Raw genomic sequence first — 12472 nt, 5'->3', positions numbered from 1 at the left:
GAATAAATATTCATTGAATGAAACATTTTTTTGTAGTTATTTTTCAGAACTCATTTGAGAGGAACACGAATATGTGGAATACGCTGAACCATCTTATCCTCAACGTCGCTCTGACCTTTTTCTTCGTGCTCATCTCCCTGTTCTTTTTTAAACGATTTCAGTTTCGAAACACGCTCGACAGCTGGCTGAAGAAAAATCTGTTAGTACTGATTCTTGCGACAGGTGCCGGCTACTGGGTCATCCATAATGCCATCACCTATGAGGGATTTCAATTCGACTTATCGATTACCTTGATTGTCATCGCCTTCATTTATGGAGGTATTAGTAGCGGATTCATCACGACCCTCGTCTTCGCTTCCCTTCAAACGTTCGTTTTTGATTCCGCTCATGCCTATTGGCTGATCGGTACGTATCTGATTGTCAGCATCGTTGTCTTGTACTTACAAAATGAAGCACCGGATCGATTCATCTCGTTTCCAATCATTTTCGGCATTGCACTCATTCTCTGTTTACCATACGTTCAACATGTTCAACCGAATGACGTGACAGCGATGACGATCTTTCTCGTCGGGAATGGTTGCGCCGGTCTCCTCTTGCACAGCATCTTGCATCAAGTCCGCTGGCACTTCACTCAAGTCCGGATGCATCGGCGTCTTGCCTTGACGGATACATTGACAGGGCTTGATAATCGACGTCGCCTAGAAGAGACCGTCCAACGGTACAAATCCCAACAGACGGATTTTTCAATCATGATCATCGATGTCGATCATTTCAAACAGGTCAATGATACTTACGGTCATGACCGCGGCGATCATATTTTACGGCAAATCAGCTCTTTGCTTGCATCGTATTGTCCCCCAACGTGTGTGCTCGGACGATTCGGCGGTGAAGAGTTCATGATGCTGTTGCCGGAGCATTCGTTGCCGGAGACGCGTCGACTCGCGGAACAAATCTGTGAAGCCAGTGCCAAACGGACGTATGAGTTATCAGCGACGGAACCGCTGCAAGTGACATTATCGATTGGGGTGTCCCGCCAAACGCATCAACCGTCTGAGACCCATAATTTTCTGCAGACGATCCAGCAGGCAGACGCTGCCCTCTATCAAGCGAAGAAGAGTGGTCGGAATTGTGTCTTTCATCATGACCCGTTACGTTAAAGAAAAAAGTGCCCCCCTCGCGTGACGTGAAGGGGGCACTGCTATCTGAAATGGAGGAACGAACGTGGAAATCACGAATGTCTTACGCTTTACCGATCGCGATGGCTTTCGACAGTGGCTGACGAACCACGCAGATCACGCGACCTTCTGTTGGGTGATTCTCAGTCGAAAACAAGCCGGAGATGGTCTACTTTATCTCGATGCCGTCGAAGAGGCACTTTGCTTCGGCTGGATTGATGGAATTGCAAAGAAGACCGAAGACGGTGAACTGGCGCAACGGTTCACCCCACGTCGAAAAAACAGCAACTGGACCGAACTGAACAAGGAACGAGTCCGTCGCTTGGAACGTCTCGGCTTGATGCAACCGTCCGGACGACAGGTTCTACCAGACATGCGCGCTGATGCGTTCGTCATTGATGACACGATCCAAGCGCGCCTACAAGAAGACCCGGTCGTCTATGAACAGTTTAATGACTTCCCGGAGCTCTATCGACGCATCCGGATCGATACGATTCAAAGTGTACGCAAGGATCCCGTTCTCTATGAAAAACGTCTGCAGACGTTGATTGAAAAAACGAAACGGAATCAGATGTACGGTCAGTGGAATGACGGGGGTCGTCTTTTACTCGAAGATGTTCCGGAGACGGAATCAGAGGATAGTCGGTCAGACCGCTAAGAAAATCTCTTCTAATGATTGACGTTCGATCTGCACCTCGTAGACTTTGACGTCTTGTTTCGCAAGCATGACGAGTAACTCTGGAATATCCTCTTCCGTTGATAAATCAAGCCGTGTACAATCATCGGTTTGCGACAAAAGTCGAGCGTATGCTGGCAGATGCGATGACTCTAATCGCGGAACAGTCCGAATACGGATTTGAATCTCCTGCCTCATTGCTTCTTGTAAGGACGCAACGGTTCCACAGCGGACGATTCTTCCCTCCGTCATGATGGCGACACGGTCACACATCTTTTCGATCTCATTCAAGTTATGCGAGGTTAAGAAGATCGTTTTTCCGTCCGCTTTTAATGCAAGCAACAATCGCTGGATCTCGATCGCCGATTCTGGATCAAGACCGGACGTCGGTTCATCTAAAAAGAGTAATTCCGGATTTCCGGTGAGCGCTTGTGCGATACTGATCTTTTTCTTCATCCCGAACGAGAAGCTCCCGATTTTTTGTCGCTCCGTCCCGCTTAATCCGACTTGTTCAAGCAATCTTCTAACTTCTTGCTTCGTGATGCGAACTCCTGATAATCCTGCCATATAGTTAAGAAACGCACGTGCCGTCATATCATGATACAGATTTGATGTATCCGGCATGACCCCGATCCGTTGTTTGATGGCATCCAGACGATCAGCGGATTCACCGAGAAGTGCGACGGTTCCGCCTGTCGCTTGTGTGATTCCGGTCATAATCTGAATGAACGTCGATTTCCCAGCACCATTACGACCTAAAAAACCAAAAATTTCTCCTCGTTCGACCGTCAAATTCACTTCTCGTAAGACTTCCTTCGCACCGAACGATTTCTTCAACCCATTTACTTCAATCGCACTCATATTACAAATCCTTTCGCTTTAACGTGAGATAGGAGACTGCCAAAAACAACCCACTCCATAAAACAGGTAACAGTAATAATGTTCCAGACATGATGACAGCGTGATACGGCAAGATGTATTGAAACGGTATTAGATACCATTTTTCCGAGAACGCTGACCAGAGACCGATGATCGGTACGACAATCCCGAGAAAAATACCGAGGAACATCGTCAAACCAGGTTTTGTAATCATCGTAGATAAAAAAATGTTGAAACTGGTGATATATAGGATGACGATCAGAACCGTCAGATAATCGATCCAGAACCATTGCTGCGCGTAGAGCGAGACAATCAGGAAATTGATCGTAAGCGTCGCGCACCAGAATAACAATGATCCGAGAAACTTCTCCAAAACGATTCGCAGACGCGACGTCTTCGTGACCAGTAAACGAATCGTCCGTGTCTCGATTTCACGATTGATGATGTCGTGTGATAACGCAGCCACGAACAGAAAACCGAAGAACAGGATGAAGAACTTAATGCTTGAAGTATAGGCAGACGGTTGATTAACGCCAGCAAGCAGTTCCGGATGCCTCGTCAAATACGATGCTGTGAAGACGGACGTGATCGTCAGAAAAAGAATCAATAGAATCGCTTTGATGCTTTTGAAGCTGCTCGTGAATTCTTGTTTTACGATTGGAAACATGACGGACTCCTTTGGACATATTTTTGATTAACGCAAGCGTTGTTTTACTTTCGTGACAAGGACACCGAGTCCATATAAGGTAACGGCTGTTAAGAGCATCGTGATGATGGTTTCCATGTGAATTCTCCTCTATGTAAATGACGTGTTATCTTACTCTACGCTACTCCTTAAAGAAAGTTTCCTTATTTTTCAATTCCCAACATTCTCCTCATGGTACAGTAAAAGAAAAAAGGAGACGGCAAATGAAACGTTATACGATCACCTGTCAGCAACAATCCGTCCACATTACGGAATGGGGAACCGAACAGCTTCCGACGATTGTCTGCTTTCATGGACTCGGCAGTACGAGTCTCAGCTTCATCGAAATCGCCGAAGCGCTCGCTGATGAATTCCGTCTGATTGCGATTGATTTACCCGGTCACGGCAAAACACCAGCTTTCTTAGATCCTCTACACTATCGCATGAAACCCTTTACGGACTGGATCGACGAAGTCTTACACATCCTTGATGTCAAGCGGTTCTATGCCTTGTCGCACTCATGGGGAAGTGTTTTGTCACTGTATTATTTGATTGAACATGCGGATCGTGTGCTCGGCACGATTCTGATTGACGGCGGCTATCATAGTAAACGGCTTTACGGTCGTTCCGTAGAGGAAGAAGTCGTCTTTTATGAACAAGATTTTGAGGATTCCGTTTCAACATGGGACGAATTTTTAGACGTTGCTGTCTATGCTCCGGATGCACGTCGCTCGCACTCCCTCGATTTAGCTGGTGCCGATCTCCTTCGGATGGAGGAAGGACGATTCCACTGGCATGCGCGAGGAGAGACGGCTGCTGCGATCGTACGCGCGCTTCACCACGAGGATGTTGTTGATTTCCTCCCGGACGTTCCACCAGCGGACATTCAGTTGTACGTCGCAACGTTACCGACAGATCAAGCATCGATCCGTCAGCAGGCAACGAACCGATTACATGAGATGACACAAGCGACGGTCCATTTCGTCCCGGAGACAGGACATCTATTACACTGGGATCGCCCTGACGTCATCATCGAAGCGATTCGTCACTACTGGACGTCCGGAAAAAGATTGTCTCCCATTTGAAAAATGGTTTATTATGCAAGCAGAGTAAAAAGGAGGGGTTCATATGTTAAAACGGTTAACGTTCGTTTGTGTGACCTTATGCGTCGCGATCGTCGCCATCCTTGTCGCTGCACGCCACTCAACTGGAAACACCATTTCGTTTGAAGAGCCATTATCGGTTTACCTCGCGATTGGACTAATTGTCTTCTTATTCGTACCACCGCTCGTCCTATCATTTTTCGAACATCCTGTCCTGAAGATCATCAATGTCGTCTATCAATCCTTGATCGTCTTCAGTTTCGTCGGACTGATCCCCGTCGGCTTCTTGATTCCGAACGGATCCTCGACGATCATCGTCGCTGTCCTTGGAACGGTCGCAAGTCTTGCTAGTGTGATCGTGACGGTACGAAGTCACTCGATGTTCTCTAACTATTCTTCTGACGTACGTTAATCTATCTTTCAAACTGCTTCCGCCGTCATGGTAGGAAGCAGTTTTTATTTTAAAGTATAAATTTATTTATCGATAAGCTCACTTTTATTAATTTGTTTTTTGATTCATGCGGGCGTATTCTAATCACGTAGCCAATCGGCAAACGAAAAAGGAGGAACATATCATGAGTAAACACATCTTAATGGTCGTCACGAACGCAAAAGAAATGAAGGAAGGTCACGCAACTGGACTTTGGTTGTCTGAGTTCGCGGAAGCGTACATCGAATTCAAGAACGCAGGATATACGGTAACGGTCGCAAGCCCGAACGGCGGCGAATCACCAATCGACGCTCGGAGCCTTGAAGACGAAGTCCCAGCTGAGATTCAAGCGACAGCTCCACTCTTGAAAGAGACACTTGATTTAAAAGCAATCCAGGATTTCTCAGCATTCGATGCAATCTTCATGCCAGGTGGACACGGTACGATGTTCGACTTGCCACAAAGTGATGCCTTGAACAACGCTCTTCGGACATTGTTTGAAGCGAATAAGACGGTCGCTGCGGTCTGCCACGGACCCGCTGGACTCGTCAGTGCGACACTCTCAGACGGAACACCACTCGTCGCTGGAAAGACGATCGCAACGTTCACGGATGAAGAAGAACGCGCGACAGGTCTTGACGTCTACATGCCATTCTTGCTCGAGACACGTCTTCGTGAACTCGGTGCGAATATCATCACGGCTGACAACTTCACGGAAAACGTCCAAGTCGACGGAAACCTTGTCACGGGTCAAAATCCACAATCTACGATTGCGGTCGCGAAAGCCGTCATCAATACACTCAACTAATCAAAACAAGGGATCCTTTGGATGAAGGATCTCTTTTCATAGGAGGTTCTATCGATGATTCAACTGATTGCCCGAATCGAAGCGCATCCGAATCAAGGCGAACAGCTCGCTTCTATCATCGAAGGTGTGATCGTACCTTCGCGTGCAGAAGAAGGGTGCCTGACGTATCAGACACATCGCGCCATCGACAATCCGAACGTCTTCTACTTTTATGAACAATGGCGTGATCAAGACGCCTTCGATCAGCATATCGCCTCACTGCACTATCAAACGTACCGTGCGGACAGTGCCAGTCTTGTCGCTGATCGTGCATTGACGTTCTTAGATGACGTATCGAAATAATGTATATTTCGTACAAAAAAGTCCAATCCTCTCAGCAATTGCTTGGGGATTGGACTTTTTTAACTTAATTCAACTTAACGCCTTAATCACCTGTTGCAAAACCGGATCGTGGCGCGAGTCCGTTCGATAGGCGACGTATAATTGATTCGTTGCGAATCGTTCCGGTGCAATCCGTTGTACCCGTCTAGCACTGACCGCTGCCTCGACGAGATAATCAGGCAGGACGCTAATCCCGTGTCCTGCTTCAATCGCTTTTAGTATCGCATCGACGTTCGGTAAGATCATTTCCGGACGAATGCCCGGTCGTTCTCCGAACTGCGTCTGATAGTACCGACGAATGATCGGCAGCTCGAGTCCGTAACTGATCCAGCGCTGACGGTCCATCCATTCCTTTAAATTCGCTTCCGGAGCATCGTATCCGATTGGAGCGATTAAATGAAAGCGTTCGTCAGCAATCGGGACGTACTGAACGCCCGGCTCATCGATCCGCTTCGTTGCGATGATGAAGTCGAGCTCATTCGCAAGCAAGCGTTGCAACAAGGGAACCGTCAAATCAAAAACTGCCGTGAACTGTGCGACGTCGAGCGGTAGCTTCGGTACGATCCCATGTGTGACGAATTCCGTCGGTCCCCCGAACTTCAAGACCGGACGAGATTGTTCCCCCGCTTCGTACTTCATCTCAAGCGATAACTCCTCGAGCCGATCAATCAATCCGACGACTTGTGTATAGAGAGCTGTTCCCGCGTCCGTCGGAATCATTTGCCGCGGTGCACGGATGAATAAGGATGTCTCTAGTTCTGCTTCTAGTGCCGCGATATGCTGGCTGACCGCCGGTTGCGTCAAAAAACGAATTCGGGCTGCCGCTGAGACGGAACGTTGTTGGTATACGTGAATGAAACTCCGATACCATTCAAAATCAATCATGTGTGTTCTCCTTTTGCTAGGTCTTCCTGAAAAGTATAAATTCATTCAATCCATAAGACAAATAACGAATAATTTAGTACACCATAAATTTATTTATCGGATAATGAAAGATGGTTTCTATAATGCTTCGTTAGAAGTTCCTCTATATAGAATTCAACGATTGCTTCGAGGATCAGACAATACAAGAAGTGCGTCAAATGTGGTTTCATTTCTGCTCTTCTTTCTTTTTCTTCTCCCGGTGATATTGTTTTAATGCCATATTGACGTTCACGATGACGGCACTGAGAACACCGACGCCAAGCATGACGTACACGATCGAAAACAATTTACCGAACGCTGTCTGTGGGACGAGATCCCCATATCCGACCGTTGCGAGCGTCATGACGGAGAAATAAAAGGCGTCCAGAATACTGAACTGTTCGACATTGTGATAGAAGACCGTTCCAATCAAAAAAAGGGCCCCGACCATGATCATCAATTCCTTCTGTTCTTCTTGTTTGAATAAGATACGAATGACATGAAAAAAATTTCGGATCAAGATAAAGAACGCCAGCATGCTTTTTCCTCCTCAGTTCCGTCATAACGGCATACGTTCATTGAACAATTTCTCTAGTTGGTCAGGATCAAGTTGATTCAAGTCAGAGATCAGGAAACAATCGATTCGTTTTGATGACTGGATCTGTAAACTTTAATCCGTCCGTAGGAGCTATTTGACACCGAGCAACGTCGCGATCAAAATAAAACTACAGTTGATCAGGAACAGATATCTGCACCGAGCGCGTAGGTCATGTTCTGATTCGCAATGCTGTTATAGACGATGGCAACAAGGCAGTGGCGATTACGACACCGGGAACGTTTGCGCAATCAGTTCGTCACTCAGAAACGAGTCACGCCATTTAAGTCATTGGTTTATATTTACCCATTTTTAGTGTCTTCGCCTTATTTCCCTTATGAAAAAATCCCTTTACTGAAAGGTGCATCGTTCATGAAAAAATTTCGCGGCAAACGCCGTTATTTTAAAAATCTCGAACTTGAATTCAAAAGTTTTTCTTCTCCTGCCTATATTGATCCAGACGTTTGGTTTAACGACTGGCACGAGCACCCTGACTTTTATGGACATGGCAACGCGAGTCTGCGTATTCGTAAAGCACATCTTCGGATCGCGTCGAGCGCTTTGCAAAACATGCGGCAAAAACTAGTGGAAAATCAGATTGAACATCAGCTTTACATAACGATTGTCCTCGAGGATGCTTCACAAGACGCATTACATGTCCACACGCCGAACCCGGACGGGACTCCTTTCCCACTCGAACGGACTCAGTCACTTCCGCTTTCTGCAGATGTTCCAAAATGGATAACGGAGCTGTTCCCAAACGATATGTATACGATTCATCAATCACAGGAGGAATTGGTTGATTATACGGAAGAGACACCTGTCAGCTCGAACGTCACCTTTTTTTACATCTTGCCTAACCGTTAACGATACGACAACGAGCTACCCTTTCCATCACAGGAAGAGGATAGCTCGTTTTGTTCGGTTTCTCTTATGGTAGCAAGACGACCTTGCCGAACTTGCCAGCTTGTTTGAAGTACGCTTGGGCTTCTCGCGCTTCAGCGAGCGGGAACGTCCGGTCGATGACGGGCTGAATCGTCTGAGTCCGAACGGCCTCCAGTAATTTCTCATAATCATGGCGATTGCCAAGGACGGACCCTTGTAGGCGGATATGTTTCAAGTAAAGTGTTCGAAAATCGAGCGACGTCACCTGTCCCCCGGACGATCCGGAAATACAGTACGTTCCGCCGCGCTTCAGCAGATCCAGTCCTTGTTTGAACACCGCATCGCCGACGACGTCGAGAATCGCATCGACCGGACCGACTTCTTTCATGATCTGCTGATCCCAGTCCGGCTCACGGTAGGAAACGACCAGGTCCGCCCCGAGTTCGTGCAATTGATCCGTCAGCTTCAAGTCACCGACGAGTGCGACGACACGGGCACCGAAGACACGTTTCGCAATCTGGACGTTGAGTGAACCGACACCGCCACTGGCGCCTGTTACGAGAACCGTCTGTCCTTGTTGTAAGTCGAGTTGCTCGACCATGTGCCACGCCGTCAATCCACTGACCGAGAAGACCGCACTGTCCGTATAGGAGGCAAGCGGCATCTCGTAACAGAGTGCGAGCGGCCAGCAGACATATTCCGCGTACCCGCCATCATACTCAGAGCCGATGAACGATAAATCCTCGGCACTCTGTTCGTCAGCGATTTCTCCACTCGCCGTGAACGGAAACAAGACGACGTCGCGTCCGATTTCCGTCTCGGCGACACCGTCTCCGACCGCGACGATCCGTCCGCTGATGTCTGAACCGGGAATCCGGGGAAACTCCACCCCTTCTGCTTTCCAGCCCGATTCACTCTCTGCACCATAGGCGCCTTCCCGCATCCAAATTTCTGTATTGTTCAAGGCACAAGCTTTGATTTCAATCAGTACCTCGCCTTGTTTCGGTTGTGGTGTCTCTTGATCGATATAGGCGAGCTGCTCAAGCCCACCATGCCCCGTTACGGTGACTGCCTTCATGTTTTTGCCTCACTTTCTTTCTTCCATATGATATCTCTCTTCTTTACCCCTTCATCCCGATTTTAATATCCTGCTTCCGTAACCCGCTGTCTCCTCCTATAGAACGATTCGTCCTCGTTTAATATCTAGATATAATATGGATACGAATTCACGTCTGGAGGAACGATGTATGAAAAAAAGATTGATCTTTATAGGGACTTTAGCAACCATCACGGTACTGGGTATTTCCTGGTCAAGAGGCGGCGCAGATCCCGTCGAGAAAGACAACTATCCACCCATCCCAAAAGATACGACGTATCGCTGACAGGTCGCTTGGCCACTAGAAATGCGCGATTGTTCGATTGCCGAGGAAGCGAGCGGCGTCGCTGTTGCTCCGAACGGTGACGTCTACTATTTACACCGAGGTAGTAATTCATACGGGGATGACACCTACATCACAGAATCGACATTGATCGTGCTCGACGGAAAGACGATGCAGGTGAAGAAGCGGTTAGGCGCCGGTCTATTCAAGTCACCGCACGGTCTCGAAGTCGATGACCAAAACAATATCTGGATTACCGACATCAGTCTGAACCAAGTCTTCAAACTCGATGCATCCGGTAAAGTCTTGCAAACGTTCGGAAACGCATATGGTCCGTTCACGGAAGTCGGTCTGCGCATCCGAAACGTCTTGCCAAGCATCCCGCTACAGCTAGATGAAAAGACGTTCGCTCGTCCGACAGACGTCACCGTTTTCAAGGACGGCTCGTTCGCCGTATCTGGCGGCTATCGGAATAGTCGCATCGTCATGTTCGATTCAAAAGGAACAGTCAAATGGGAAGTCAATGAACTCGGCAAACAAGACGGACAGTTCAATCTTCCGCATGGGATCAGTAGCGACGATGAGATGAATCTCTATGTGGCGGACCGGGACAACGCCCGGGTCCAAATCTTTAATCGAAACGGCAAACACATCGATACGTGGTCGTCAAAAGAACTCGGTCGACCGTACGGGATCGAAGTCGGCGCGAACGGTAAAGTCTACGTCGCCGATGGTGGAAACTATCTTAATGGACAAAAAAAGAACGCGCAAAGCCAAATCGTCATCTTGAACAAACAAGGAAAGATCGAGAAACGATTCGGTACATGGGGCAAAGAAGCAGGACAACTCCGGATTGCGCACGACATCGCGGTCGGTTCGGATGGAACGATTTATGTCGCGGAGTTGTTGAACAAGCGACTACAACTGTTCTCTGAAAAAAGATGACAAGTGCACTCGTAAAGTGTAAGAAATAAATAGTCTTTCCTTAAAAAACCTCTTCACTCGGTTCGCTCTATTTTTGGTAAAATAAAGCAAACCAACTGGAGGTGTCTCATGAAACGTGCTTTTGCGTTAGTTGTCCTACTGATCCTTGTCGTCTGCACCATCGTTTTCGAACCGTTCCGTGGTGCGCCACCAAATCCCGAAGTCGAGGCAAACGGAAAGGATGTTCCGACCGTCCAAGGGTCTTACTGCTGGGATAGCTTACTTCGCAGTCGATGCGGTGATAAAATTTACCGCGATGGACTCGATATGGCAAATGGACAAAAAACAGTTAATGTTTCTGCCGGCGCATCCGTTCGCGTCAAATTATCAGGCAATCCAGAAGAAGTTAAGCTAACACAATGGGACGAACAGAAAAAGAAATCTCCTGTTGTATTGAAAGATGACCAATTCAACGTCCCGACAGAACCTGGTCTCTATGCGTACGAACTAAACTCGCGCTGGAAACAAGGAGACGGACAATTCGGATTCTTACTGAAAGTGCAGTGAAACAATAACCCCCTTGACGTACGATGACGTCAAGGGGGTTATTTCATCCTGCTTGGTGATAAAGTTGCAAAATGCCAAAGACAGTCAAGATCATATACCCTGTCCCGATGAACAGAAAGACCGGGTGAATCAATTGATCCTTCGGTTGGCGCGTAATGCCTTCAAAGAAACAACCGGTGATGAAACCAAGAATCAAGATTCCAAGATACATCAATATGAACGTCAGGATGCGACCTCCAAGACCAGTCTGCAACAAAAATGGCGAGAGCCAGATCAGTATCCCAATAAAACTAGCAAGCCCAAGAATTCCGATCACGATACCGTATAGCGGTCGTACTGTATTCAGACGCTTGAAAAAACGTTGTCGCTCAACGAGCATCATCGCCGACAGACATGTCAGTAAGAACACTACCAAAAAGTAGAGCGTTTGTGAGATTGGCTCCGTCATCGAGAAGAGTGGCGTGCTGAGTACGACAAGTAGTGGCAATACGCTAAGTATGAAAAATTTCACTGTCATTCTCCTTTCAGTGAATCAATATAAAAGGTGTTTCTGAATCACTTATGACTTAGCGTATCATACAAATCATTCCAGGATTTTCCCATTTGATTCGTTCTGATTATGAAAATCCGTTTCCTTACGATCGATGGAGTTCTTGAAATCGATCAATCATGCGAACAAGGGAACGATTGATGATGTCCAGTTCCATTTCGTCAAGAATCGTCGTCATCTCCTCCGCCAATTGCTCTTCAATCTCATCCATCTTTCGCAAGTAGGCTACCCCATTCGTATCGAGTTGGATGAAACTTTCCCTTAAGTTTGCTGGATTCTTTCGACGCTTGATGAATGTACGTCCTTCCAAAATCTTGAGTACTTGACTGACCGCACTCTTCGAGATTCCCATCGTTCGTGCGATTTCCGTCGACGTCCAGGAGTCTTTTCGTTTGAACAATAGCAGTAGCTGTTCTTGTTGTTGACTCAAAGCAAACGGATTCAACGCTGTGAAAAACTTCGCCAGCTGAAGATCTAGTTCATCGATACGCCGATACATCGTCAAGATGTCCTGTTTTTTAGATCCTTCCAT

General features: G+C 47.3%; 17 protein-coding genes. 10 read left to right on the top strand and 7 right to left on the bottom strand.

What is annotated here, in order from left to right:
• The first annotated feature begins 71 nt into the window (after positions 1–71).
• Both N179_RS03770 and N179_RS03765 read left to right on the top strand, forming a co-directional pair.
• Positions 72–1157 (top strand): GGDEF domain-containing protein, encoded by a 1086-nt coding sequence (locus tag N179_RS03770; protein ID WP_075642265.1) that lies wholly within the window; start codon positions 72–74, stop codon positions 1155–1157.
• A gap of 64 nt (positions 1158–1221) precedes the next feature.
• Entirely contained in the window at positions 1222–1833 is a 612-nt protein-coding gene (locus N179_RS03765; protein WP_075642264.1) for a YdeI/OmpD-associated family protein, read from the top strand.
• On the opposite strand, the gene N179_RS03760 is transcribed toward N179_RS03765, so the two are convergent.
• Both N179_RS03760 and N179_RS03755 read right to left on the bottom strand, forming a co-directional pair.
• Positions 1822–2712, bottom strand: a complete 891-nt coding sequence (locus N179_RS03760; protein WP_075642263.1) for an ABC transporter ATP-binding protein — start codon at positions 2710–2712, stop codon at positions 1822–1824. The genes N179_RS03765 and N179_RS03760 overlap by 12 nt on opposite strands.
• A gap of 1 nt (position 2713) precedes the next feature.
• Positions 2714–3397: an ABC transporter permease gene (locus N179_RS03755; RefSeq protein WP_075642262.1), complete on the bottom strand. Its 684-nt coding sequence runs from the start codon at positions 3395–3397 to the stop codon at positions 2714–2716.
• Positions 3398–3639: 242 nt separating this feature from the next.
• Between N179_RS03755 and N179_RS03750 the strand changes: the two genes are divergently transcribed.
• The 4 genes from N179_RS03750 to N179_RS03735 all read left to right on the top strand — a co-directional run bounded on the left by N179_RS03750 (position 3640) and on the right by N179_RS03735 (position 6098).
• The gene (locus tag N179_RS03750; protein ID WP_075642261.1) at positions 3640–4500 is read left to right on the top strand and encodes an alpha/beta fold hydrolase; all 861 of its coding nucleotides are present in this window, start codon (positions 3640–3642) and stop codon (positions 4498–4500) included.
• A 43-nt stretch (positions 4501–4543) separates the two neighbouring features.
• Positions 4544–4930, top strand: coding sequence for a hypothetical protein (locus tag N179_RS03745; protein ID WP_075642260.1), 387 nt, complete (start codon positions 4544–4546; stop codon positions 4928–4930).
• Between the two features lie 163 nt (positions 4931–5093).
• Positions 5094–5756 carry a type 1 glutamine amidotransferase domain-containing protein gene (locus N179_RS03740; protein WP_023468141.1) on the top strand — a complete coding sequence of 221 codons (663 nt, stop codon included), beginning with the start codon at positions 5094–5096 and terminating at the stop codon, positions 5754–5756.
• A 54-nt stretch (positions 5757–5810) separates the two neighbouring features.
• Positions 5811–6098 carry a putative quinol monooxygenase gene (locus N179_RS03735; protein WP_075642259.1) on the top strand — a complete coding sequence of 96 codons (288 nt, stop codon included), beginning with the start codon at positions 5811–5813 and terminating at the stop codon, positions 6096–6098.
• A 69-nt stretch (positions 6099–6167) separates the two neighbouring features.
• Here the strand turns inward: N179_RS03735 and N179_RS03730 are convergent, their stop codons facing one another.
• Positions 6168–7022 carry a LysR family transcriptional regulator gene (locus N179_RS03730; RefSeq protein WP_075642258.1) on the bottom strand — a complete coding sequence of 285 codons (855 nt, stop codon included), beginning with the start codon at positions 7020–7022 and terminating at the stop codon, positions 6168–6170.
• Positions 7023–7227: 205 nt separating this feature from the next.
• Positions 7228–7578: a potassium channel family protein gene (locus tag N179_RS03725; protein WP_075642257.1), complete on the bottom strand. Its 351-nt coding sequence runs from the start codon at positions 7576–7578 to the stop codon at positions 7228–7230.
• A 429-nt stretch (positions 7579–8007) separates the two neighbouring features.
• On the opposite strand from N179_RS03725, the gene N179_RS03720 reads away from it, so the two are divergent.
• A complete protein-coding gene (locus N179_RS03720) occupies positions 8008–8502 on the top strand; it encodes a hypothetical protein (RefSeq protein ID WP_075642256.1) in 495 nt (164 codons plus the stop codon).
• Positions 8503–8566: 64 nt separating this feature from the next.
• Here N179_RS03720 and N179_RS03715 read toward each other — a convergent pair whose 3' ends face one another.
• The gene (locus N179_RS03715) at positions 8567–9598 is read right to left on the bottom strand and encodes a zinc-binding dehydrogenase (RefSeq protein ID WP_075642255.1); all 1032 of its coding nucleotides are present in this window, start codon (positions 9596–9598) and stop codon (positions 8567–8569) included.
• A 169-nt stretch (positions 9599–9767) separates the two neighbouring features.
• On the opposite strand from N179_RS03715, the gene N179_RS17205 reads away from it, so the two are divergent.
• The 3 genes from N179_RS17205 (at position 9768) to N179_RS03705 (ending at position 11390) form a co-directional block, all read left to right on the top strand.
• Positions 9768–9902, top strand: a complete 135-nt coding sequence (locus tag N179_RS17205) for a hypothetical protein (RefSeq protein ID WP_276327329.1) — start codon at positions 9768–9770, stop codon at positions 9900–9902.
• A 21-nt stretch (positions 9903–9923) separates the two neighbouring features.
• Complete coding sequence (locus tag N179_RS03710) at positions 9924–10844, top strand: peptidyl-alpha-hydroxyglycine alpha-amidating lyase family protein (RefSeq protein ID WP_143404450.1); 921 nt, start codon at positions 9924–9926, stop codon at positions 10842–10844.
• A gap of 108 nt (positions 10845–10952) precedes the next feature.
• Positions 10953–11390, top strand: a complete 438-nt coding sequence (locus tag N179_RS03705) for a hypothetical protein (RefSeq protein WP_075642254.1) — start codon at positions 10953–10955, stop codon at positions 11388–11390.
• 43 nt (positions 11391–11433) lie between these two features.
• Here N179_RS03705 and N179_RS03700 read toward each other — a convergent pair whose 3' ends face one another.
• Positions 11434–11901, bottom strand: coding sequence for a hypothetical protein (locus tag N179_RS03700; RefSeq protein WP_075642253.1), 468 nt, complete (start codon positions 11899–11901; stop codon positions 11434–11436).
• 124 nt (positions 11902–12025) lie between these two features.
• On the bottom strand, positions 12026–12472 hold the full coding sequence (locus N179_RS03695; RefSeq protein ID WP_075642252.1) for a MarR family winged helix-turn-helix transcriptional regulator: 447 nt from the start codon (positions 12470–12472) through the stop codon (positions 12026–12028).

Source organism: Exiguobacterium indicum HHS 31 (genome assembly GCF_001939065.1).
Taxonomy (GTDB): domain Bacteria; phylum Bacillota; class Bacilli; order Exiguobacteriales; family Exiguobacteriaceae; genus Exiguobacterium_A; species Exiguobacterium_A indicum.
The sequence above is the reverse complement of the archived record's forward strand: the minus strand, read 5'-3'. Positions and strand labels throughout refer to the sequence as shown.

Bases quoted from the DNA above. Each gene is read 5' to 3' on its own strand.
- N179_RS03755 (WP_075642262.1), bottom strand. From the start codon at position 3,397: ATGTTTCCAATCGTAAAACAAGAATTCACGAGCAGCTTCAAAAGCATC.
- N179_RS03735 (WP_075642259.1), top strand. From the start codon at position 5,811: ATGATTCAACTGATTGCCCGAATCGAAGCGCATCCGAATCAAGGCGAA.
- N179_RS03740 (WP_023468141.1), top strand. From the start codon at position 5,094: ATGAGTAAACACATCTTAATGGTCGTCACGAACGCAAAAGAAATGAAG.
- N179_RS03760 (WP_075642263.1), bottom strand. From the start codon at position 2,712: ATGAGTGCGATTGAAGTAAATGGGTTGAAGAAATCGTTCGGTGCGAAG.
- N179_RS03770 (WP_075642265.1), top strand. From the start codon at position 72: ATGTGGAATACGCTGAACCATCTTATCCTCAACGTCGCTCTGACCTTT.
- N179_RS03695 (WP_075642252.1), bottom strand. From the start codon at position 12,472: ATGGAAGGATCTAAAAAACAGGACATCTTGACGATGTATCGGCGTATC.
- N179_RS03710 (WP_143404450.1), top strand. From the start codon at position 9,924: ATGCGCGATTGTTCGATTGCCGAGGAAGCGAGCGGCGTCGCTGTTGCT.
- N179_RS03730 (WP_075642258.1), bottom strand. From the start codon at position 7,022: ATGATTGATTTTGAATGGTATCGGAGTTTCATTCACGTATACCAACAA.
- N179_RS03705 (WP_075642254.1), top strand. From the start codon at position 10,953: ATGAAACGTGCTTTTGCGTTAGTTGTCCTACTGATCCTTGTCGTCTGC.
- N179_RS03725 (WP_075642257.1), bottom strand. From the start codon at position 7,578: ATGCTGGCGTTCTTTATCTTGATCCGAAATTTTTTTCATGTCATTCGT.
- N179_RS17205 (WP_276327329.1), top strand. From the start codon at position 9,768: ATGAAAAAAAGATTGATCTTTATAGGGACTTTAGCAACCATCACGGTA.
- N179_RS03745 (WP_075642260.1), top strand. From the start codon at position 4,544: ATGTTAAAACGGTTAACGTTCGTTTGTGTGACCTTATGCGTCGCGATC.
- N179_RS03715 (WP_075642255.1), bottom strand. From the start codon at position 9,598: ATGAAGGCAGTCACCGTAACGGGGCATGGTGGGCTTGAGCAGCTCGCC.
- N179_RS03750 (WP_075642261.1), top strand. From the start codon at position 3,640: ATGAAACGTTATACGATCACCTGTCAGCAACAATCCGTCCACATTACG.
- N179_RS03720 (WP_075642256.1), top strand. From the start codon at position 8,008: ATGAAAAAATTTCGCGGCAAACGCCGTTATTTTAAAAATCTCGAACTT.